Annotated in this window: 19 protein-coding genes and 1 pseudogene; 8 read left to right on the forward strand and 12 right to left on the reverse strand. The window is 70.6% G+C overall.

Annotated features, from left to right (window positions below):
• Positions 1–200: 200 nt before the first annotated feature.
• From OG524_RS18015 to pdhA, 3 genes are read right to left on the reverse strand one after another with little or no spacing between them, the layout of a single operon-like run.
• Positions 201–1,589: a dihydrolipoamide acetyltransferase family protein gene (locus OG524_RS18015; protein WP_405389808.1), complete on the reverse strand. Its 1,389-nt coding sequence runs from the start codon at positions 1,587–1,589 to the stop codon at positions 201–203.
• Positions 1,589–2,620, reverse strand: coding sequence for an alpha-ketoacid dehydrogenase subunit beta (locus tag OG524_RS18020; RefSeq protein ID WP_405389807.1), 1,032 nt, complete (start codon positions 2,618–2,620; stop codon positions 1,589–1,591). Before OG524_RS18020 ends, OG524_RS18015 begins: the two co-directional genes overlap by 1 nt.
• Complete coding sequence (gene pdhA, locus OG524_RS18025; RefSeq protein ID WP_405389806.1) at positions 2,617–3,777, reverse strand: pyruvate dehydrogenase (acetyl-transferring) E1 component subunit alpha; 1,161 nt, start codon at positions 3,775–3,777, stop codon at positions 2,617–2,619. The genes OG524_RS18020 and pdhA overlap by 4 nt, the downstream gene beginning before the upstream one ends.
• A 210-nt stretch (positions 3,778–3,987) precedes the next feature.
• Between pdhA and OG524_RS18030 the strand changes: the two genes are divergently transcribed.
• Entirely contained in the window at positions 3,988–4,509 is a 522-nt protein-coding gene (locus tag OG524_RS18030; RefSeq protein WP_405389805.1) for an Lrp/AsnC family transcriptional regulator, read from the forward strand.
• A 50-nt stretch (positions 4,510–4,559) separates the two neighbouring features.
• Here OG524_RS18030 and OG524_RS18035 read toward each other — a convergent pair whose 3' ends face one another.
• Positions 4,560–5,153 (reverse strand): TetR/AcrR family transcriptional regulator, encoded by a 594-nt coding sequence (locus OG524_RS18035; RefSeq protein ID WP_405389804.1) that lies wholly within the window; start codon positions 5,151–5,153, stop codon positions 4,560–4,562.
• 123 nt (positions 5,154–5,276) lie between these two features.
• Here OG524_RS18035 and paaN point away from each other — a divergent pair, with 123 nt between their 5' ends.
• Positions 5,277–6,977 carry a phenylacetic acid degradation protein PaaN gene (paaN, locus tag OG524_RS18040; protein ID WP_405811058.1) on the forward strand — a complete coding sequence of 567 codons (1,701 nt, stop codon included), beginning with the start codon at positions 5,277–5,279 and terminating at the stop codon, positions 6,975–6,977.
• Positions 6,978–7,018: 41 nt separating this feature from the next.
• Here paaN and OG524_RS18045 read toward each other — a convergent pair whose 3' ends face one another.
• The 3 genes from OG524_RS18045 to OG524_RS18055 all read right to left on the reverse strand — a co-directional run bounded on the left by OG524_RS18045 (position 7,019) and on the right by OG524_RS18055 (position 9,926).
• A complete protein-coding gene (locus OG524_RS18045) occupies positions 7,019–7,747 on the reverse strand; it encodes a TrmH family RNA methyltransferase (RefSeq protein WP_405389802.1) in 729 nt (242 codons plus the stop codon).
• Complete coding sequence (locus tag OG524_RS18050; protein WP_405393156.1) at positions 7,744–8,934, reverse strand: HTTM domain-containing protein; 1,191 nt, start codon at positions 8,932–8,934, stop codon at positions 7,744–7,746. Before OG524_RS18050 ends, OG524_RS18045 begins: the two co-directional genes overlap by 4 nt.
• 77 nt (positions 8,935–9,011) lie before the next feature.
• Positions 9,012–9,926: a DUF5819 family protein gene (locus tag OG524_RS18055; RefSeq protein WP_405811061.1), complete on the reverse strand. Its 915-nt coding sequence runs from the start codon at positions 9,924–9,926 to the stop codon at positions 9,012–9,014.
• Positions 9,927–10,041: 115 nt separating this feature from the next.
• Here OG524_RS18055 and paaA point away from each other — a divergent pair, with 115 nt between their 5' ends.
• From paaA to OG524_RS18080, 5 genes are read left to right on the forward strand one after another with little or no spacing between them, the layout of a single operon-like run.
• A complete protein-coding gene (paaA, locus tag OG524_RS18060) occupies positions 10,042–11,103 on the forward strand; it encodes a 1,2-phenylacetyl-CoA epoxidase subunit PaaA (RefSeq protein ID WP_405389800.1) in 1,062 nt (353 codons plus the stop codon).
• Positions 11,100–11,390 (forward strand): 1,2-phenylacetyl-CoA epoxidase subunit PaaB, encoded by a 291-nt coding sequence (gene paaB, locus OG524_RS18065; protein ID WP_030972485.1) that lies wholly within the window; start codon positions 11,100–11,102, stop codon positions 11,388–11,390. Before paaA ends, paaB begins: the two co-directional genes overlap by 4 nt.
• The gene (gene paaC, locus OG524_RS18070; protein WP_405811064.1) at positions 11,387–12,088 is read left to right on the forward strand and encodes a 1,2-phenylacetyl-CoA epoxidase subunit PaaC; all 702 of its coding nucleotides are present in this window, start codon (positions 11,387–11,389) and stop codon (positions 12,086–12,088) included. The genes paaB and paaC overlap by 4 nt, the downstream gene beginning before the upstream one ends.
• Positions 12,082–12,579 carry a 1,2-phenylacetyl-CoA epoxidase subunit PaaD gene (paaD, locus tag OG524_RS18075; protein WP_405811065.1) on the forward strand — a complete coding sequence of 166 codons (498 nt, stop codon included), beginning with the start codon at positions 12,082–12,084 and terminating at the stop codon, positions 12,577–12,579. Before paaC ends, paaD begins: the two co-directional genes overlap by 7 nt.
• Positions 12,580–13,641, forward strand: coding sequence for a 2Fe-2S iron-sulfur cluster-binding protein (locus tag OG524_RS18080; protein ID WP_405811067.1), 1,062 nt, complete (start codon positions 12,580–12,582; stop codon positions 13,639–13,641).
• A 138-nt stretch (positions 13,642–13,779) separates the two neighbouring features.
• On the opposite strand, the gene OG524_RS18085 is transcribed toward OG524_RS18080, so the two are convergent.
• From OG524_RS18085 to OG524_RS18100, 4 genes and pseudogenes are all read right to left on the reverse strand, one after another.
• Positions 13,780–14,124, reverse strand: a complete 345-nt coding sequence (locus tag OG524_RS18085; protein WP_405389796.1) for a rhodanese-like domain-containing protein — start codon at positions 14,122–14,124, stop codon at positions 13,780–13,782.
• A 46-nt stretch (positions 14,125–14,170) separates the two neighbouring features.
• Positions 14,171–15,172, reverse strand: a complete 1,002-nt coding sequence (locus OG524_RS18090; RefSeq protein ID WP_405389795.1) for a J domain-containing protein — start codon at positions 15,170–15,172, stop codon at positions 14,171–14,173.
• Positions 15,173–15,230: 58 nt separating this feature from the next.
• Entirely contained in the window at positions 15,231–16,688 is a 1,458-nt protein-coding gene (locus OG524_RS18095; protein ID WP_405389794.1) for a DUF2252 domain-containing protein, read from the reverse strand.
• Between the two features lie 174 nt (positions 16,689–16,862).
• Positions 16,863–17,989: pseudogene (locus OG524_RS18100) on the reverse strand (hypothetical protein).
• A gap of 81 nt (positions 17,990–18,070) precedes the next feature.
• Here OG524_RS18100 and OG524_RS18105 point away from each other — a divergent pair.
• Positions 18,071–18,523 (forward strand): MarR family winged helix-turn-helix transcriptional regulator, encoded by a 453-nt coding sequence (locus tag OG524_RS18105; RefSeq protein WP_405389792.1) that lies wholly within the window; start codon positions 18,071–18,073, stop codon positions 18,521–18,523.
• A gap of 39 nt (positions 18,524–18,562) precedes the next feature.
• On the opposite strand, the gene OG524_RS18110 is transcribed toward OG524_RS18105, so the two are convergent.
• Positions 18,563–18,907 carry a winged helix-turn-helix transcriptional regulator gene (locus OG524_RS18110; protein ID WP_405389791.1) on the reverse strand — a complete coding sequence of 115 codons (345 nt, stop codon included), beginning with the start codon at positions 18,905–18,907 and terminating at the stop codon, positions 18,563–18,565.
• Between the last annotated feature and the right edge of the window lie 152 nt (positions 18,908–19,059).

Consider the following 19,059-nt stretch of genomic DNA (forward strand, 5'->3'; position numbering starts at 1 on the left):
GAACTACTCACCCCCAGACCACGGCGGAGAACCCTGCCGGGGAGCGACCGGGACCCTGAGCACCCGGCCGCGGCGGAACCCCTGTGAACGGGCACCCGCCGTGGAGACCGGCCGACTGCCCCGGCCGGTCTCCCGGCGTCCGCAGGCACACGTGGCATCCGGACACCGCGTCACGCACCGCATTCACGTGCCAGACGCGGCTACAGGGTGCGCAGAAGCACGGCGGGCTGTTCCACGCAGTCGGCCACGTACCGGAGGAAGCCTCCCGCCGTGCCGCCGTCGCACGCCCTGTGATCGAAGGTGAGCGAGAGCTGGACGACCTGGCGCACCGCCAGCTCCCCCTGATGCACCCAGGGCTTGGGCACGATCCGGCCGACACCGAGCATCGCCACCTCCGGAAGGTTGATGATCGGTGTCGAACCGTCGACTCCGAACACCCCGTAGTTGTTCAGCGTGAAGGTCCCGCCGGTCAGCTCGGCCGGGGTCAGCTTCCCCGCCCGGGCCGCCTCGGTCAGCCGGGCGATCTCCGCTCCGATCGACTCCACGTTCCGGGAGTGCGCGTCCCGTACGACCGGGACGACCAGACCTCGGTCCGTCTGGGCGGCGAAGCCGAGGTGGACCTCCCGCAGCCGCACGATTTCCCTGGCCTCGGTGTCCACGGTGGAGTTGAGCTCGGGGAACCGGGCCAGAGCCGCCGTGCAGATGCGTGCCAACAGAGCGAGTACCGACACCTTGGGCGCCGTGGCGGATCCACCGGCACCGTTCATCGCGGCCCTCGCCGCCATCAGTTCGGTGGCATCGGCGTCGACCCAGCACGTGGCGTCGGGAATCTCCCGTCGACTGCGCGCCATCTTTTCCGCGACCGCTTTCCGTACCCCGCGCAGTGGGATGCGCTCGCCTGCAGAAGCCGCGACAGGAGCCGGACCCTCGGCCACAGGTGGTACCGCAGCCGAGAGCTCCTCGTCCGTGGCCCTGATCGCCGATTCGACATCGGTGCGCAGGATCAGCCCGTCCCGCCCCGAACCCACGACCGTGTGGAGATCGAGACCGTGCTGCCGCGCGAGCTTCCGTACCAGGGGAGAGACGACCGCCACGGGCCCCCGCGCCTCATGGGCACCGGCGACCGCAGCCGGAACCGGGGGAGGGGCCGAAGCCGGGGCCGCGACCGCCACGGGAGCCGCAGCCGTGACCGGGGCGGGCCTGACCCTGCGCCGGCGGGCGGCGGGTGCGGCTGTGCCGTATCCGACCAGCACGTTGCCGGACGACTCGGTCTCCTTCTCGGCGCCGGAACGGGAGGCCGGACCGGAAGACGTGCCGAAGGCCGGCTGTCCCGTCCCCGGCTCCGTCCCGACCGCGACCGTCAGCAGCGGAGCCCCGACCGGAAGCTCCGCCCCCTCCTCACCGAACCTCGCCGTCACCACACCCCCGTACGGGCACGGCACCTCCACCATCGCCTTGGCCGTCTCGACCTCGACGACCGGCTGGTCAATGGCGACGACATCGCCGACCTCCACCAGCCAGCGCACGATCTCGGCCTCGGTCAGCCCTTCGCCGAGGTCCGGCAGCTTGAATTCGAGTACCTGCGCCATCAGTTCTCGGCCTCCCACTGAAGACGGGCCACCGCGTCGAGCACGCGGTCCACGCCCGGCAGGTGGTGCCGCTCCTGCATCGGGGGCGGATACGGAATGTCGAACCCGGCCACCCGCAGCACCGGGGCCTCCAGGTGGTGGAAGCACCGCTCGGTGACCCGGGCCGCGATCTCGCCGCCCGGACCGCCGAAGCCGGAGGACTCGTGGACGACCACCGCACGCCCCGTGCGCCGTACCGACGCGGCGACGGTCTCGTCGTCGAACGGCACCAGCGACCGCAGGTCGACGACCTCGAGATCCCAGCCCTCGGCCGTGGCGGCCTCCGCGGCCTCCAGGCACACAGGAAGGGAGGGCCCGTAGGTGATCAGAGTCGCGCTACGCCCGGGGCGGCGGACAACGGCACGCCCGATCGGCTCGACCGCCGCAGGCGCGTCCGGAGACCATGCTGCCTTCGACCAGTAGAGCCGCTTGGGCTCCAGGAACACCACCGGATCGTCGGAGGCGATCGACGCCCTCAGCAGCCCGTACGCATCGTCGACCGTGGCCGGCATGACGACATGCAGGCCGGGCGTCGCCATGTAGTAGGCCTCCGAGGAGTCGCTGTGATGCTCGACCCCGCCGATCCCGCCGCCGTACGGCACCCGCACCGTGATCGGCAGCGGCATGGCGCCCCGGGTGCGGTTGCGCATCTTGGCCACATGGCTGATCAGCTGCTCGAACGCCGGATACGCGAACGCGTCGAACTGCATCTCCACCACGGGCCGCAGCCCGTACATCGCCATGCCGACCGCCGCACCGAGGATTCCTGCCTCGGCCAGCGGCGTGTCCGTGCAGCGATCGTCGCCGAACTCCTTGGCCAGGCCGTCGGTGACACGGAAGACCCCGCCGAGCGTGCCGACGTCCTCTCCGAGGACGTGCACGCTCGGGTCCTCGGCCATCGAGTCGCGGAGCGCGCGCCCGAGGGCCTGCGCCATGGTGGCCGGCTTGGCCCTGTCGGTCTGCTCACCGGCCGCCGCCGCAACAGTGGTCATCGCCCTTCCTCCGCGCCGGTCTCGTCGTGCGCGTGCTCGGCGTCCAGCTCGCCCCGCAGCAGGGCGGCCTGCTCACGCAGTTGCCCAGTCTGTTCTTCGTAGACATGGGCGAACAGGTCCATCGGGTCGAGGACCGGATCGGCGTTCATCTGCTCACGCAGACCGGCCGCCATCCGCTCCGCCGCCTCCCGCACCGTCCTGATCCCGTCCTCGTCCAGCAGCCCGCGCCCAATCAGCTCCCGTTCCAGCAGCAGGATGGGATCGTGGGCGCGCCACGCCTCCACCTCGCTGTCGACCCGGTAGCGGGTGGCGTCGTCCGCGTTCGTATGGGCGTCCATGCGGTACGTCACGGCTTCGACCAGCGTCGGCCCCTCGCCGCGCCTGGCCCGCGCCACCGCCTCACCGAGCACCTGGTGCACCGCGGCCGCGTCGTTGCCGTCGACCAGCCGGCCCGGCATCCCGTACCCCACGGCCTTGTGGGCGAGGGACGGCGCGGCTGTCTGCTTGGCCAGCGGCACGGAGATCGCGAAGCCGTTGTTCTGTACGAGGAAGACCACCGGGGCCCGCCAGACGGCCGCGAAATTCAGTGCCTCGTGGAAGTCGCCCTCGCTCGTGCCGCCGTCGCCGACCATGGCGAGCGCCACCACGTCGTCGCCCTTCAGCCGCGCCGCGTGCGCCAGGCCGACGGCATGCGGCAACTGGGTGGCCAGCGGGGTGCAGAGCGGGGCGATGCGGTGCTCACGCGGGTCGTACCCGGTGTGCCGGTCCCCCCGCAGCAAGGTCAGCGCCTCGACCGGGTCCAGGCCCCGCACCACGGCTGCGAGGGTGTCGCGGTAACTGGGGAAGAGCCAGTCGCGCTCCTCCAGCACGAGGGCCGCCGCGATCTCGCAGGCCTCCTGCCCGGTACTCGACGGATACACCGCGAGCCGGCCCTGCTTGGTCAGGGCGGTGGCCTGGGCGTTGTACCGCCGTCCGCGCACCAGCTCGGCGTAGAGCCGCAGCAGGAGCTCGGGGTCCGCTCCGGCCGCACCGTCCGTACCGAGCACGCGGTACGGCTCGGGGTCCGGGAGCAGCGGCGCCGGGTCGGTGAGCGGCTTCCAGGCCGGGGGTGGCGTGGGCCGGTAGGCGGCTGCGCCGGGCAGCTCTTGGACCGTCATGACAAGCACCTCCTGGCATCGGGATATATCGAGGGGTGTCGAAACCGCAGGAATGTCGAAGCGTGGGCGGGGCACCGGTGTGGTGTGCCTCACCTACCGATTGTTCGGTCGTCAGCGCAATTTGGCTACAGGCACCGTCAGCCTGTGGACAAACGGTTCTCCACAGCCTGGGATAGGTGCAGGTCGTCCACAACAGGGAGGCACGGGCAGATGGCAGCTGAACAAATGGCCGACAGGGGCGGGGACGCCGGCCAGGTTCCGCCCGCGCGACCGCTGGACTCCATCGACCGGGCGATCCTCCGCATCCTGCAGACGGACGGCCGGGCGTCGATCAGGGCCGTCGCCGAGCGCGTCCACGTGTCACGGGCGAACGCGTACGCCCGGATCAACCGGCTGGTCGAGGACGGTGTGATCCGCGGCTTCAGCGCACGGGTGGATCACGAGCGGGCGGGGCAGGGGGCCTCCGCCTACATCACGCTGAAGATCGTCCAGAATTCCTGGCGGACCGTGCGCGAAGAGCTCCAGGCACTGCCGGGCGCCACCCACATCGCCCTGGTCAGCGGCGATTTCGACGTCCTGCTCCTGGTCCACACCCCGGACAACCGGGCACTGCGTGAGCTGGTCCTGACCAGGATCCAGGCCATACCCGAGGTCCTCTCGACCCGCACTCTGCTGGTGTTCGAGGAGACCGACCTGGGCACCCGCCCGGACAGCCCCACCGAGCTCGCCTAGACAGTCCGTACGGACGGCTCAGCAGCCCGGCCGCACGGGACGGAACGGGTTCAGCGGCTGGCCCGCATGCCGTCGAAGGCGAGCTGGACGACCGTGTCGGCCAGCTGTTCCCGCTCGGGGGACCCGCCGGGCTGCGGGCGGTACCACTCGACCAGGGAGTTCACCATCCCGAAGAGCAGCCGGGTCGCCATGCGTATGTCCACGTCGGCACGTAGGTCACCGTCCGCCACCGCGGCCTTGAGCAGCTCGGACACCCGCTGGTCGAACTCTCGCCGCCGCTCCAGGGCCCAGCGCTCGGTCTTCGTGTTGCCGCGTACGCGCAGCAGCAGTGTGACGTACGGCAGCTCGTCCATCAGCACCTCGACGGTCCGGCGCGTGACGTATTCGACCCGCGCGACGGCGCGCCCCCGCGTCGCGCCCGCCTCGTCGAGAATGCCGAACAGCCCGTCGAGCGCCCGGCTCACCGCGCGCCTCAGCAGCTCTTCCTTACCCGCCACATGGTGGTAGATGGACGACTTGGAAATGCCCGCCGCCTTGGAGAGGTGCTCCATGGACGTGCCGTCGTAGCCGCGCTCGTTGAAGACACGGACGGCGACGGTGAGGAGGGTCTCCGGGGTGTACGTGTCCCGCTTGGCCGTGGTCATGACCGCGATCCTCCCCCATGAGTTGTCCACAGGTCCGTCGGGGCCCCTTGTCCCGACCGATCGTTCGGTTACTCTAACTCCGTCCGCACATCCCTGCCCGGCTCGACGAGGAGTTGGTCCGTCATGGCCGCCGAGCTTTCCCCCGAGAAGCTGTCCGAGACCCACCGCCACACGCTCGACCAGGCCCTCGACGCGATCCGCACACGCGCTTACTGGTCGCCGCACCCCGAGCACCCCAAGGCCTACGGCGAGGGCGGCCTTCCAGGCAGCCTGGGCGCGGCCGAGGGCAAGGCCGCGTTCGACGCCGTGCTGAACACCCGGCTCGACCTCGGCCAGCCCGGCACGGACGGCTGGACCGGCGGGGAGGTGTCGCCGTACGGGCCCGAGCTCGGCGTCGAGTACCCCCACGCCGACCCGGACGTCCTCCTCCCGGCGATGAGCGCCGGCATGGGTGCCTGGCGCGCGGCGGGACCGGAGACCAGGGCCCTGGTCTGTGTGGAGATCCTCGCCCGGATCAGTGCCCGGACCCACGAGCTGGCCCACGCCGTGATGCACACGAGCGGGCAGGCGTTCGTGATGGCGTTCCAGGCAGGCGGCCCGCACGCCCAGGACCGCGGCCTGGAGGCGGTGGCATACGCGTACGAGGAGCAGACGCGCACGCCCCGCTCCGCCGACTGGTCGAAGCCCCAGGGGAAGCGCGACCCGCTCCAGCTGCACAAGTCGTACACGGCGGCGGGGCGGGGCGTCTCGCTGCTGATCGGCTGCAACACCTTCCCCACGTGGAACGGCTATCCGGGCCTCTTCGCGTCGCTGGCGACCGGCAACCCGGTCCTGGTGAAGCCGCACCCCCGGGCGGTGCTGCCGCTCGCCCTGACGGTCCAGCTGGCGCGCGAGGTCCTGGCCGAGGCGGGCTTCGACCCGAATCTGGTCGCGCTCGCGGCGGAGCGGCCCGGCGAGGGCATCGCCAAGACCCTGGCCGTACGCCCCGAGATCAAGATCATCGACTACACGGGCTCTACCGCCTTCGGCGACTGGCTGGAGGCCAACGCCCGGCAGGCCCAGGTCTACACGGAGAAGGCCGGCGTCAACACGATCGTCGTCGACTCCACGGACGACTACCGCGGCATGCTCTCCAACCTGGCCTTCTCGCTCTCCCTCTACAGCGGCCAGATGTGCACCACCCCGCAGAATCTGCTCATCCCCCGGGACGGCATCACGACCGACACGGGCGTCAAGTCCTACGAGGACGTGGTGGCGGACATCGCGGAGGCCGTCAACGGCCTCCTGGGCGACGACGCCCGGGCGAACGGACTACTCGGCGCCCTGGTGAACCCGGACGTGAAGGCCCGCCTGGACGCGGCCGCGGGTCTGGGGGATGTCGCCCTCGCCTCACGCGCGGTGACCAACCCGGACTTCCCCGACGCGGTGGTGCGTACTCCCGTCATCGTGAAGTTCGACGGCACCAAGCCCGATGACGGGGCGGCCTACCTCTCGGAGTGCTTCGGCCCGGTCTCGTTCGCGGTCGCCGTCGAATCGACCGGCGACGCGCTGGACCTGCTGCGTCGCACGGTCCGGGAGAAGGGCGCGATGACCGTCGGCGCGTACACCACGTCCCCCGAGGTGGAGCAGGCGGTGGAAACGGTCTGCTTCGAGGAGTCGGCCCAGCTCTCGCTCAACCTCACGGGCGGAGTGTTCGTGAACCAGACCGCGGCGTTCTCCGACTTCCACGGCTCGGGCGGAAACCCGGCGGCCAACGCGGCACTCTGCGACGGAGCCTTCGTGTCCAACCGCTTCCGGGTGGTGGAGGTCCGCCGCCAGGCCTAGTGGCCCCGGTGGCCGGGGGAGCGGGCCACCCGCTCCCCCGGTTACCAATCCCGCGGGTCAGGGATGTCCGCGTACCGCTGCACCCAGGCGTGCATCGCGATGGCTGCCGCGGCACCGGCGTTGATCGACCGGGTGGAACCGAACTGCGCGATCGAGCAGACCATCGAGGCGTGTGCGCGCGCCTCCTCCGTCAGCCCGGGACCCTCCTGCCCGAACAGCAGCACGCACCGTCGCGGCAGCTCCGTCCGCTCCAGCGGCACGGCCCCGGGAAGATTGTCGATGCCGATGATCGGCAGCCCTTCCGCCTCCGCCCACGCGGTCAGATCCGCGGTGTCGGGGTGGTGACGCACATGCTGGTAGCGGTCGGTGACCATCGCCCCCCGCCGGTTCCAGCGGCGCCGCCCCACGATGTGGATCTCCTTGGCGAGGAAGGCGTTGGCCGTGCGCACGACCGACCCGATGTTGAAGTCGTGGCCCCAGTTCTCCACCGCCACATGGAAGTCGTGCCGCCGCAGATCGAGATCGGCGACGATCGCCTCCCGCGTCCAGTACCGATAGGCGTCGCCCACGTTCCGCCGGTCCCCCTGGGCCAGCAGTTCGGGGTCGTAGCGCTCGCCCTCGGGCCAGGGCGACGGATGCGGCCCGACGCCGATCTCGGTGCCGTACCCGTCGTCGTACTGGATCGGATCCGCCGACGGATCGGGCACCGCTGCCGCGCCGGGCTCTTCGGTCGCCCCGGGCTCTTGTGTACTGCCGGTCTCGCTGGTCACCCGACGAGCGTATGGCCAGTGCCGGTACCGGCCTGCGCCGCCTCCGGCTCGTCCGCGTCCGCCCGGCGCGGGCCGGGCACCACCGCCTTGCCCGCAGGACGGGAGAACAGCCGCCGCCGGCCGAGCGTCACCTTGCCGCCCAGCCAGACCAGGAAGACCGTCGGCAGGAAGACGGCGTCGGCGCTGATCATCGCCAGGGAGAAGAACGGCAGCCCGAGCAGGACGGCGATCCCGGCGTGCTCGCCGATCATGACGACCAGCAGGATGTTCTTGACCCGCCGGTTGAACAGCGTGAACGGGAACGCGACCTGCACGATGACCGTGGCGTACGTCAGCACCATGACCGCGAGCGCACTGGACGCGAGGATCCCGGAGAGGCCGGGCCACGGGGTGAAGTAGTCCAGCTTGAGCGGGTAGTAGAGCGCTGTGCCGTCCTGCCAGCGGGAGCCCTGGATCTTGTACCAGCCGGCGGTCGCGTAGATCAGGCAGACCTCCGCCATGATCACGACGAGAGCGGCGTTGTGGGCGAGGTTGGCCAGGACGTCGAGCAGGGTACGCAGTTCACGGTCCGGAGCGTGACGGTTCAGGGCCCACCAGGCGGCGTTGCCCAGCCACAGCACCCACAGGAGGGACGGCAGCCACCAGGTGCCGCCGAGCCCGCCCATCACCGTGGCCGGGAGCAGGACGAGTCCGAGCACGGCCCACAGAGCGGGTCCCGTGACGTCCCGCGCGGGCCGTTCGCCCTCCGCGACGCGTGCCGCGTTGCGTGCGGCGCGGCGCGCGTCCAGGGACCACACCCGCGCACAGCGCGTCAGCACCAGGTAGATCGCCATCAGGTGGATGACGTTGTCGCCGCCGTCGCCCATGAAGATGCTGCGGTTCTGGAGGGAGAGCACCCCGACCATGAACAGGACGGACGTCCCACGGGTCCGCCAGCCGACCATCAGGAGAGCGGCCGACACCAGCGTGAGCACGTACACGATCTCGAACCAGAGCGCGCCCTGCGACCACATGAGCACGGTGAAGGAGTCGTTGTTGCTGATGAGCCGCCGGGCCATGTCCCACTGCCAGGGGCTGTCGGGGCCGTACAGCTCATGCCGGTGCGGCAGCTCGCGCAGCAGGAACAGCAGATACGTGGCCGAGATACCGATCCGGACGACAGCGCTCTGGTACGTGCCGAGGGGCATGGCGGTGATGCGCTGAACGGCACGTGCCGCCGAAGAGGCGGTGCTCCGGGTGTTGCCGCGGACCTGAACGGGGGCGCTCACTTCTCCGCCTCCTCGCCCTGTGATGCCTGGTCTTCCCCGGCCTTCGCGGGGAGATCGGCCGGTGTGACGGTCCACCACGGGAGGACCCGGTAGGTCGGCTTGGTGCTGATCTTCTCGTCGCTCCAGGGAGGGGCGCCGACGGACCGCACGGCGGACCGCACCTGGATGCGTTCCACGGTGCCGCCGTAGTCGTGCTCGGAAAGACGCGTCATCACGATCCGGCGGATGTAGCGCTCGGACAGCTCACCGCGCAGGCCGTTCGGGCGGTTCTCGCCGGTGTGCGACCCGGTGTAGAAGTCCCAGGCGCGGCGCAGCTCGTTCTGGTGGACGTGGCTGGGCAGCGGGTTACCGCGTATCGCCTCGCCGTCCTCGTGCGTCAGGCTCATCCAGCGCGTGGTGGTCCGCCCGTCGGCGCCCGCAACCTCGGCCCGTACGTGCACGTAGATGTTCTGCTGGAGCGGATTGGGAGCGAACAGCTTCCAGTTCTGCTCGAACTCCGGGTAGATCCAGTCGTCGACCACTTCGCCGTGCTGCTTCGTCAGCGTGTTGGACGGTGCGACATGCAGAAACACCATGGCCAGATGTCCACAGGCCAGGAGTCCTATGACGGACAGCGCCAGTGCCGCGGTGATCTGGTACGGAAGCGAGAGCGCTGCTATCCCGGCGCCCGTGCGGCGCCCGGCGGGCCCGTTGTCCGGCGCCGACGGACCGTCCGGCAGGCCGCCGCCGTCCGGCCCGGCGTCCGGTATCCCGGGAGGTGCGGCATCCGCGTCCGCCCGGTTGTCCCCGCCGTCCGTCGCCGGGGCGGCGGCGCCCTGTCCAGCGTCCTGACCTGCGGCGGGGTGACTCGTCACCTCCGGCCAGGCGACCTTCTTCTCGTTTCCGGCGCGCCCACCGTGGTCCGAATCCATCCCGCCCCGATCACCGTCGATCACCACTCAGTTATCCACAGGGTTGACACCCTACGGGCCTCCGACTCACCATTGAAGTCAAGGAACCGAACGATCGGTCGGTAGGGAGCCCGTGATGGCGGCAGTGACTGCGGACCAGACGACGCAGGGGACAGCAGGCACGGTGGACGACGCGGCAGCCGAGGCGCGCACCGCGGAGTTCGACGCCGCCGTGGCGGCCGACGACCGGATCGAGCCGCGCGACTGGATGCCAGACGCGTACCGGGCCACGCTGGTCCGTCAGATGGCCCAGCACGCCCATTCCGAGATCATCGGTATGCAGCCCGAGGCCAACTGGATCACGCGGGCACCCTCGCTGCGCCGCAAGGCGATCCTGATGGCGAAGGTGCAGGACGAGGCAGGACACGGGCTGTATCTGTACAGCGCCGCCGAGACACTGGGCACCAGCCGCGAGGAGCTGCTCGACAAGCTGCACGCGGGCAGGCAGCGGTATTCGTCCATCTTCAACTACCCGACGCTGACCTGGGCGGACGTCGGTGCGATCGGCTGGTTGGTGGACGGCGCCGCGATCACCAACCAGGTGCCCCTCTGCCGCTGCTCGTACGGCCCGTACGCCCGGGCGATGGTCCGGATCTGCAAGGAGGAGTCCTTCCATCAGCGCCAGGGGTACGAGCTGCTGCTCGCCCTCAGCCGGGGGACCGCCGCGCAGCACGAGATGGCGCAGGACGCGGTGAACCGCTGGTGGTGGCCGTCCCTGATGATGTTCGGCCCGCCCGACGACGCTTCGGCGCACTCGGCGCAGTCCATGGCCTGGAAGATCAAGCGGCACTCCAACGACGAGCTGCGCCGGCGTTTCGTCGACATCTGCGTTCCGCAGGCCCAGGCGCTGGGTCTCACCCTTCCGGACCCCGACATCCGGTGGAACGAGGAGCTCGGGCAGCACGACTACGGGGCGATCGACTGGACGGAGTTCCAGGAGGTCCTCAAGGGCAACGGCCCGTGCAACGACCAGCGGCTCGCTCAGCGGCGCACGGCCCATGAGGAGGGCGCGTGGGTCCGCGACGCGGCGGCGGCCTACGCAAAGAAGCAGGACGCGGCGGCGGCCTACGCAGAGAAGCACCCAGCACAGCCCGGTACGTCCGGAGCGACCGCACAGCCCGTGGAGGCGACCGCATGAGCAGCTCGACCGACTGGCCGCTGTGGGAGGTGTTCGTGCGCTCACGGCGCGGACTGTCCCACACCCACGCAGGCAGCCTGCACGCGCCGGATGCCGAGATGGCCCTGCGCAACGCACGCGATCTCTACACGCGCCGCTCCGAGGGCGTCTCCATCTGGGTGGTCCCGTCCACGGAGATCACCGCCTCCTCGCCGGACGAGAAGGACTCGTTCTTCGAGCCCGCCGGTGACAAGCCCTACCGCCACCCCACGTTCTACGAGATCCCGGAAGGGGTGAAGCACCTGTGACCGCGGCCCTCGCCCTCGGCGACGACGCGCTGGTGCTGTCGCACCGGCTGGGGGAGTGGGCGGGGCACGCCCCCGTGCTGGAGGAGGAGGTCGCCCTCGCCAACATCGCCCTGGACCTGCTGGGGCAGGCCAGGATGCTGCTCTCCTTCGTCGGGGACGAGGACGAGCTGGCCTTCCTCCGCGAGGAGCGCTCCTTCCGCAACCTGCAACTGGTGGAACAGCCGAACGGCGACTTCGCCCACACCATCGCCCGCCAGCTCTACTTCTCCGTCTACCAGCACCTGCTGTACGAGCAGCTGGCCGCCGGCGGGGGTGAGTTCGCGGACCTCGCGGCCAAGGCCGTCAAGGAGGTCGCCTACCACCGCGACCACGCGGAGCAGTGGGTCCTGCGGCTCGGCGACGGCACCACGGAGAGCCACGAGCGGATGCAACACGGCCTGGACGGGCTGTGGCGGTTCACCGGTGAGCTGTTCGAGCCCGTCGAGGGCATCGACGTCGACTGGCAGTCGCTGCACGACAGCTGGCTGCCCTCGGTCACCTCCGTCGTCGAGCGGGCCACCCTGACTCTCCCCTCCGGCCCGCAGTCCGGGGCCTGGACGGCAGGGGCGGGCCGACAAGGCCTGCACACCGAGCCGTTCGGGCGCATGCTCGCGGAGATGCAGCATCTGCACCGGAGTCACCCGGGGGCGTCATGGTGACCGAGACCTTGCTGGAGGCGGAGCTCCACCGGTTGGCGGGTTCGGTGCCGGACCCCGAGCTCCCCGTCATCACCCTGGACGAGCTCGGTGTGCTCCGCGGTGTGCGGATGCACGGCCCGGACAAGGTCACCGTGCGGCTCACTCCGACGTACACCGGATGCCCCGCGATCGAGGCCATGGCCGCCGACATCGAGCGGGTACTGCACGAGCACGGCGTGGCCGAGGTCTCCGTGGTCACTGTGCTCGCCCCCGCCTGGTCGACGGACGACATCAGCGAAGAAGGCCGACGCAAGCTCGCGGAGTTCGGCATAGCACCGCCCCGGCACAGTGGCGGATCCGGCGGACCTGTGCCGCTGACCCTCACGGTGCGCTGCCCGCACTGCGGCTCCACCGACACGGAGCTGCTCAGCCGGTTCTCCTCCACGGCGTGCAAGGCGTTGCGCCGGTGCGTGGACTGCCGCGAACCGTTCGACCACTTCAAGGAGTTGTAGATGTTCCATCCGCTCCGGGTCAGCGCGATCGAACGGACCACGGACGATGCGGTGGCCGTCACCTTCGCCGTGCCGCCCGAACTGCGCGAGACCTTCCGGCACACGCCCGGCCAGCACCTGAACGTGCGTTACCGGGTCGACGGTGAAGAGATCCGCCGGTCGTACTCGATCTGCGCACCGGCCGTCGACGAGCCGGCCGACCCCGTGCTGCGTGTGGGTATCCGCCTGGTCGACGGTGGCGCCTTCTCCACGTACGCCTTGAAGGAGCTGGCGATCGGTGACCGGGTGGAAGCGATGGCCCCCATGGGCCGCTTCGTCCTCGCCCCTCGCCCCGGCCACTTCGCGGCGGTCGTCGGCGGCAGTGGCATCACGCCTGTGCTGTCGATCGCGGCCACGCTGCTGGCCCGGGAGCCCGGGGCGCGTTTCTGCCTGATCCGAAGTGACCGGACCGCGGCCTCGACCATGTTTCTCGACGAGGTGGCCGACCTCAAGGACCGCTACCCGGACCGCTTCCACCTGGTGACCGCGCTGTCCCGGGAGGAACAGGCGGCCGGGCTGCCGTCCGGCCGCCTGGACCGCGAGCGCCTCACCGGGCTGCTGCCCGCGCTCCTGTCGGTACCCGATGTGGACGGCTGGTTCCTTTGCGGACCATTCGGCCTGGTCAAGGGTGCGGAGGGCGCGCTGCGGGCGCTGGGGGTCGACCGGTCCCGTATCCATCAGGAGATCTTCCACGTCGCCGACGAGGGGGCTGATCTGCCCACGCCCGCCCGGGTCGGCGCACCGGCGGCGAGCACACTCACGGCGACACTCGACGGCCGCTCGGGGAGCTGGCCGGTCCAGGGGGGCGAATCGCTGCTGGAGACGGTGCTGCGGAGCCGCTCGGACGCCCCCTACGCCTGCAAGGGAGGGGTGTGCGGGACCTGCCGGGCGTTCCTGGTGTCGGGCGAGGTGCGGATGGACCGCAATTTCGCACTGGAACCGGAGGAGACCGGAGCGGGCTTCGTGCTCGCCTGCCAGTCGCACCCGGTCACCCCGGAAGTGGAGCTCGACTTCGACCGCTGATCCGACATCGGCCCGGCCTCTGACGGCGCTGAGCCGACCGTCGAAGGGTCCGGCCGCCTCACTGCCCCGCACCGGATCGGTGCGGGGCGCGCGGGCCTGCCGGACCGAGTTTCACCGGCCGGCCCTGTCCCGGGCTCGTCAGAGAACGAAGGCCGGGTTCCCGTTGTCCGCGACCATCGGGCGCCCGGCACCGTCCCAGGCGAGCATCCCGCCGTCGATGTTCACGGCGTCGATGCCCTGCTGCACCAGATACTGGGTGACCTGAGCGGACCGGCCGCCGACCCGGCACATCACATGGACGCGCCGGCCGTCGTCAGCCGCCTCGGTCAGCTCACCGAAGCGGCCCACGAAGTCGCTCATGGGAATGTGCAGCGCACCCTCGACATGCCCGGCAGCCCACTCGTCGGCCTCCCGCACGTCCAGCACGAAGCCGTCCGACGGCACCGCCGCGACATCCACCGAGGGCAGCGGAGCGAAATTCATGGGTCATGCCTTCTCTCGTACGTACGCACCGTGGTCACCTGAAACGCTACTGCACCAGGCCCGCCAGCTCGTTCTCCCGCTGGGACACCTCGGCAAGGAGCTTCTCGCCGATGTCGTCCAGCAGGCGGTCGGGGTCGTCGGGCGCCATCCGCAGCATCGAGCCGATCGCACCCTCCTCCAGCTCCTTCGCGAGAGCCGTGAGCAGTTCCTTGCGGCGGCTGAGCCACTCCAGCCGGGCATAGAGCTCCTCGCTCTCGCTCAGCTGCAGCTCCGGCGTCACCGGACCTGCCTCCCACTCCCCCGCCAGCTCCTTCAGCATGGCCACGTCGCCGCGTCCGTAGGCCGCGTTGACCCGGGCGATGAACTCGTCCCGCCGGGTCCGCTCCTTCTCGTCCGGCGCCAGGTCCGGGTGAGCCTTTCGGGCCAGCTCCCGGTAGAGCTTGCGCGCCTCCTCGCTCGGCCGGACCCGCTTCGGCGGCCGGACCGGCTGCTCCGTGAGCATGGCCGCGGCCTCGGGCGAGAGGCCGTCGGAGTCCATCCAGTCGTGGAAGAGCTCCTCGACCCCGGGCATCGGCATCACGATCGCCCGGGCTTCCTGCGCCTTGCGCAGATCCTCCGGATCGCCTGTCTTCGCGGCCCGGGCCTCCGCGATCTGCGCATCGAGCTCGTCCAGGCGTGCGTACATCGGGCCGAGCTTCTGGTGATGGAGCCGGGAGAAGTTCTCGACCTCGACCCGGAAGGTCTCCACCGCGATCTCGAACTCGATCAACGCCTGCTCGGCCACCCGGACGGCCCGCGCCAGCCGCTCCTCGGGCCGGGGCGCACCCGCTTCACCTGCCGATCCGTCCGCCGCGCCGGCGGCCCCTCCACCGGTCGCCTCACCGGCCGCGTCGCCGGTGGGGGAATCAGCCTGTGGCGCATCGTCCGGATCGCTCCGCAGGTCGCCCTGCGACGCATCGTGCGCGTGCCGCAGCTCGTCCTGCCGGCTCTGGTCCTGCAGGTCTTCGTCGTTCCGGGTGGTCGGCACCCCGGCGGCTTCGTCGGTCACCCGTCCAGCGTATGGCCACAGCCCGGACCCGCAGGACGCGCGGTGGCCGCGATCCCCGTCATACGCCGAGCTCGGCGGCTATACGCCCGGCCCGGACAGCCCGTACGAGCTCTGCGTGGTCCGCCTCGGTCCTGTCCGCGTACGTCACCGCGAAATCGGCCACCGCGTCGTCCAGCACCGCGTTCTTCCCGCAATAGCCCGCGAGCAGCCGGGGGTCGGCGCTGTGCGCGTGGGCCCGGGCCAGCAGAGCACCGGTCATCCGCCCGTAGTCGTCCACCTGGTCCGCCGCGAGAGCGGCGGGGTCCACGCTGCCCTTGCGGTTGCGGAACTGGCGTACCTGGAACGGCCGGCCGTCGACCTCGGCCCAGCCGAGCAGTATGTCGCTGACGACCTGCATCCGCTTCTGGCCGAGCACCACCCTGCGCCCCTCGTGAACCACGACCGGTACGTCGAAACCGACCTGGGGGAGATAGGGCGAGAGCGCCGAGGGGCGGGCCTCCTTCACCTGCAGGACCAGCGGCTCACCACGGTGGTCGAGCAGCAGCACCACGTACGACCGGGTGCCCACGCTGCCCGTTCCCACCACCCGGAACGCCACGTCGTGGATGGCGTACCGCGCCAGCAGCGGGACCCGGTCCTCGGAAATCGTCCCGAGATAGCCCTCCAGACCCGCCGCGACGGCCGCGGCCTCCGCGTCGGGCACCCGGCGCAGCACAGGCGGTGCGTCGACGAATCGACGTCCGCCCTCCTCCGATTCCTCCGTGGACCTGGCGGCGAACCGGGCACTCGTGTTGTTGCGGGCCTTCGCCGAGACCCGCTCCAGCGTCCCGAGCAGGTCACGCGCGTCCGTGTGCGAGACGAGCTCCTCGTCCGCGATGGCGTTCCAGGCGTCCAGCGCGGGCAGCCCGGCCAACAGGCGCATCGTGCGCCGGTACGCGCCCACCGTGTCGTACGCGCCCTGCCGGCAGGTGTCCTCGTCCGCACCGGCCAGGCGGCCCGCGAGGACCAGCGAGGTCGCGAGCCGCTTGAGGTCCCACTCCCACGGGCCGAAGACGGTCTCGTCGAAGTCGTTCAGATCGATCACCAGATTGCCGCGGGCATCGCCGTACAGGCCGAAGTTGGCCGCGTGCGCGTCACCGCAGAGCTGCGCGCCCACACCCGTGACCGGCGTGCCCACCAGGTCATGGGCCATCAGTCCGGCCGCCCCGCGCAGGAAGGCGAACGGGGTCGCCGCCATCCGCCCCACCCGTATCGGTGTCAGCCCCGGCACCCGGCCGGCATTGGACTCCTCGACCGCCTGCACGGCATCGGGCCGGCCGGAGGGCAGGACCAGCGAACTGTGCGAGGACCGCGGCACCTCCAGCCTCAGCGCCTTGCCCGCCGCCCTGGGAGAGCCCGCGGCCGCCGTCGGCCCGGGACCGTGCCCCGTGCGCTGCGCGAACCCGGGAACCACGGGAATGCGCAGGTCTCCCGCTGCCGCCCGCTGTACCGGCACCGTCGCATCGACTTCGCTCATCGAGCGCCGCCTCCCCCGCCTTGTTCAGCCGCTGTGTCCAACATCAACTGCGGATGACGGTACAGCTGTCCCGCCACAGCCGTCTGCCCCTGTGGACAACCTCGGGAGCGGCCTGTTGACAACTCCTCGAACACCTCACCCGGGCCGGAGGAGACAGCGCCGACAGGTGACGGCTCACTCCCCGACCGCCTCCCCCATCTCCTCCTCGGCGCCTTCACCCTTCGAGGCACCCGAGGCACCGCCCCCACCCTTCGAGGCGAGCCCGGCCCCCGGCAGCAGAACCTCTGCCTCCCGGCCGCGCCCGCCGACCTCGTGGCGCCTTCTCGCCTCGGCCAGGCCGGCCGCGCCCATGGCAGCCAGCCCCGCCACGAACCAGAGCGCCAGAACCAGCACATGGCCGCCCAGTCCATGGCCCCCGAAGTACACGTTGCCGCGCACCCCTTCGAGGAAGCCCGCGCCGTTCCAGAAGGCATGGAGGGCTCCGAAGAACCCCGGCTGGAGCTCGGGCCGGAAGACCCCGCCGGAGCTCGTGAAGTTGAGCATGACGAACAGCACCATCACACCGAGCGTGGCCCACCGCTTGAGAAAGGTGTGCAGCCCGACGCCGATCAGCAGGATTCCTGCCGAATAGAGCCACGCCATCGCCCAGAGCCCGCCGAGCCCGTGGTCCACGAGGCCGAACAGCGGCCCCGCGAACACCGCGCCGATCGCACTGACCACGAGCGGCGAGGCCCCGAGCGCCAGAGCGGCCCTGAGCCGCAGCGCCAGCACCGCACCGGCACCACCGATCACCGCGACCGACGCGTACGACCCGATGGTCACGGCCACCAGCAGGAAGAAGAGCCCTTGGCCGGTCGGATCGCCGTCCGCCGTCGGCGCGACGTCCACCACCTCCAGCGCGCTCCCTGACCGGCGGCGACCTCGGTGAAGATCTTCCGGACCACTGTGGCGCTGGTGTCCGACGAGGCCGTGGCCACCAGCAGCCGCGGGGTCTTCCCCGGCAGGTAGGCGCCGTAACTCCGCTGCGTCCGCAGATGGTTCACCGCAGTGTCGCGGTCGGCTACCGTACGCACACTCAATGCACCGTCGCCCCTGTCCTGCAAGGTCTGTGCAAGCACGTGGGCGCTCACCCCGGAGCCGACGACATCCACCCTCAGGTCGTGCGGCTCCGGGGCGTGAAAGGCACCCAGGTAGGCGAGCCCCATGCCGACGCACATCAGCAGCGGCGTAACGAGATGACTGAGCACATGACGCAGCGCACCGGCAGTGGTGCCGGACGCTCCATTCGGACCTGCGGACATCCGGCCGGTCCCTCCAATAGTTGGCTTTTACAACCCATAATCGTTGTAACATACAATTAAACCTTTGAGAAAGGTGATTCCGTGGCAGGCGCCCCCCGGGAACGCGAAGAGTCGCTGGATGTCATCCAGCGCGAACTGACCGCCTTCGCCCGCCGTGCGCGTGCGGCAGCGGCACGACTCCACCCGGATCTGCCCCTGGTGTCGTACACACTGCTCGCCCACATCGACTACCGACAGGGCTGCCGGGCCACCGATCTGGCCGCGCACTACATGCTGGACAAGTCGACCGTCAGCCGACAGGTCGCGGCCCTGGAGAAGCTGGGCCTGGTCGAACGCCATCCCGACCCGGACGACCACCGCATCCAGGTACTGCACCCCACCGCCGCCGGCACGCAGGCGCTGGCGTCGACCCAGGCCAGCCGTCGCGCCGCCTACCGGGAACGCCTCGGCGAATGGACGGCCGACGACCTCGCCCGGTTCGCGGAGTACCTGCTGCGCTACAACGCGACCGGCGGCGGGACCGACCCGCGATAGAGGATCCGCCGCACCGCCGCCGGGCCACCCGGCGGCCGGTCAGCAGCCCCCACGCTCCGGCAGGTACACATCGGCCCAGCGCCCCAGCTCCTTGAGCGCCGGACCCATGGCGGCCCCGGCCTCCGTCAGGCGGTACGACACGCGCAGCGGCGGCCCTTCGTCGACCTCACGCACCACGAGCCCAGCCGTCCCCAGCTCGGAGAGCCGGTCCGAGAGCATGCGCTCACTGATCCCCGGAATCGCCCGCCGCAGATCCGCGAAGTGCACCGGCTGCTGCATCAGCACCGAGACGATCGGCCCCGTCCAGCGCTTCCCGAACAGCTCGAAGACGCGGCTGATGCCCACGTCCACCCGCCGACAGGTCTGCTCGCTGTGATCTGCCATGCCCCAAGAGTACTGCGTCGACGTGAGGGGCTAATAAAAAGTAAGTGACTGTGTTATCAATAGGTACGTACGAAAAACAGAGCAGCGCCCAGGTGTAGCGACGTCACTCCCTACGCAGCACCAGGGCCGCCCCATCACTTTCTGTGGAGACC

The organism is Streptomyces sp. NBC_01520 (genome assembly GCF_045040375.1).
Classification (GTDB): Bacteria; Actinomycetota; Actinomycetes; order Streptomycetales; family Streptomycetaceae; genus Streptomyces.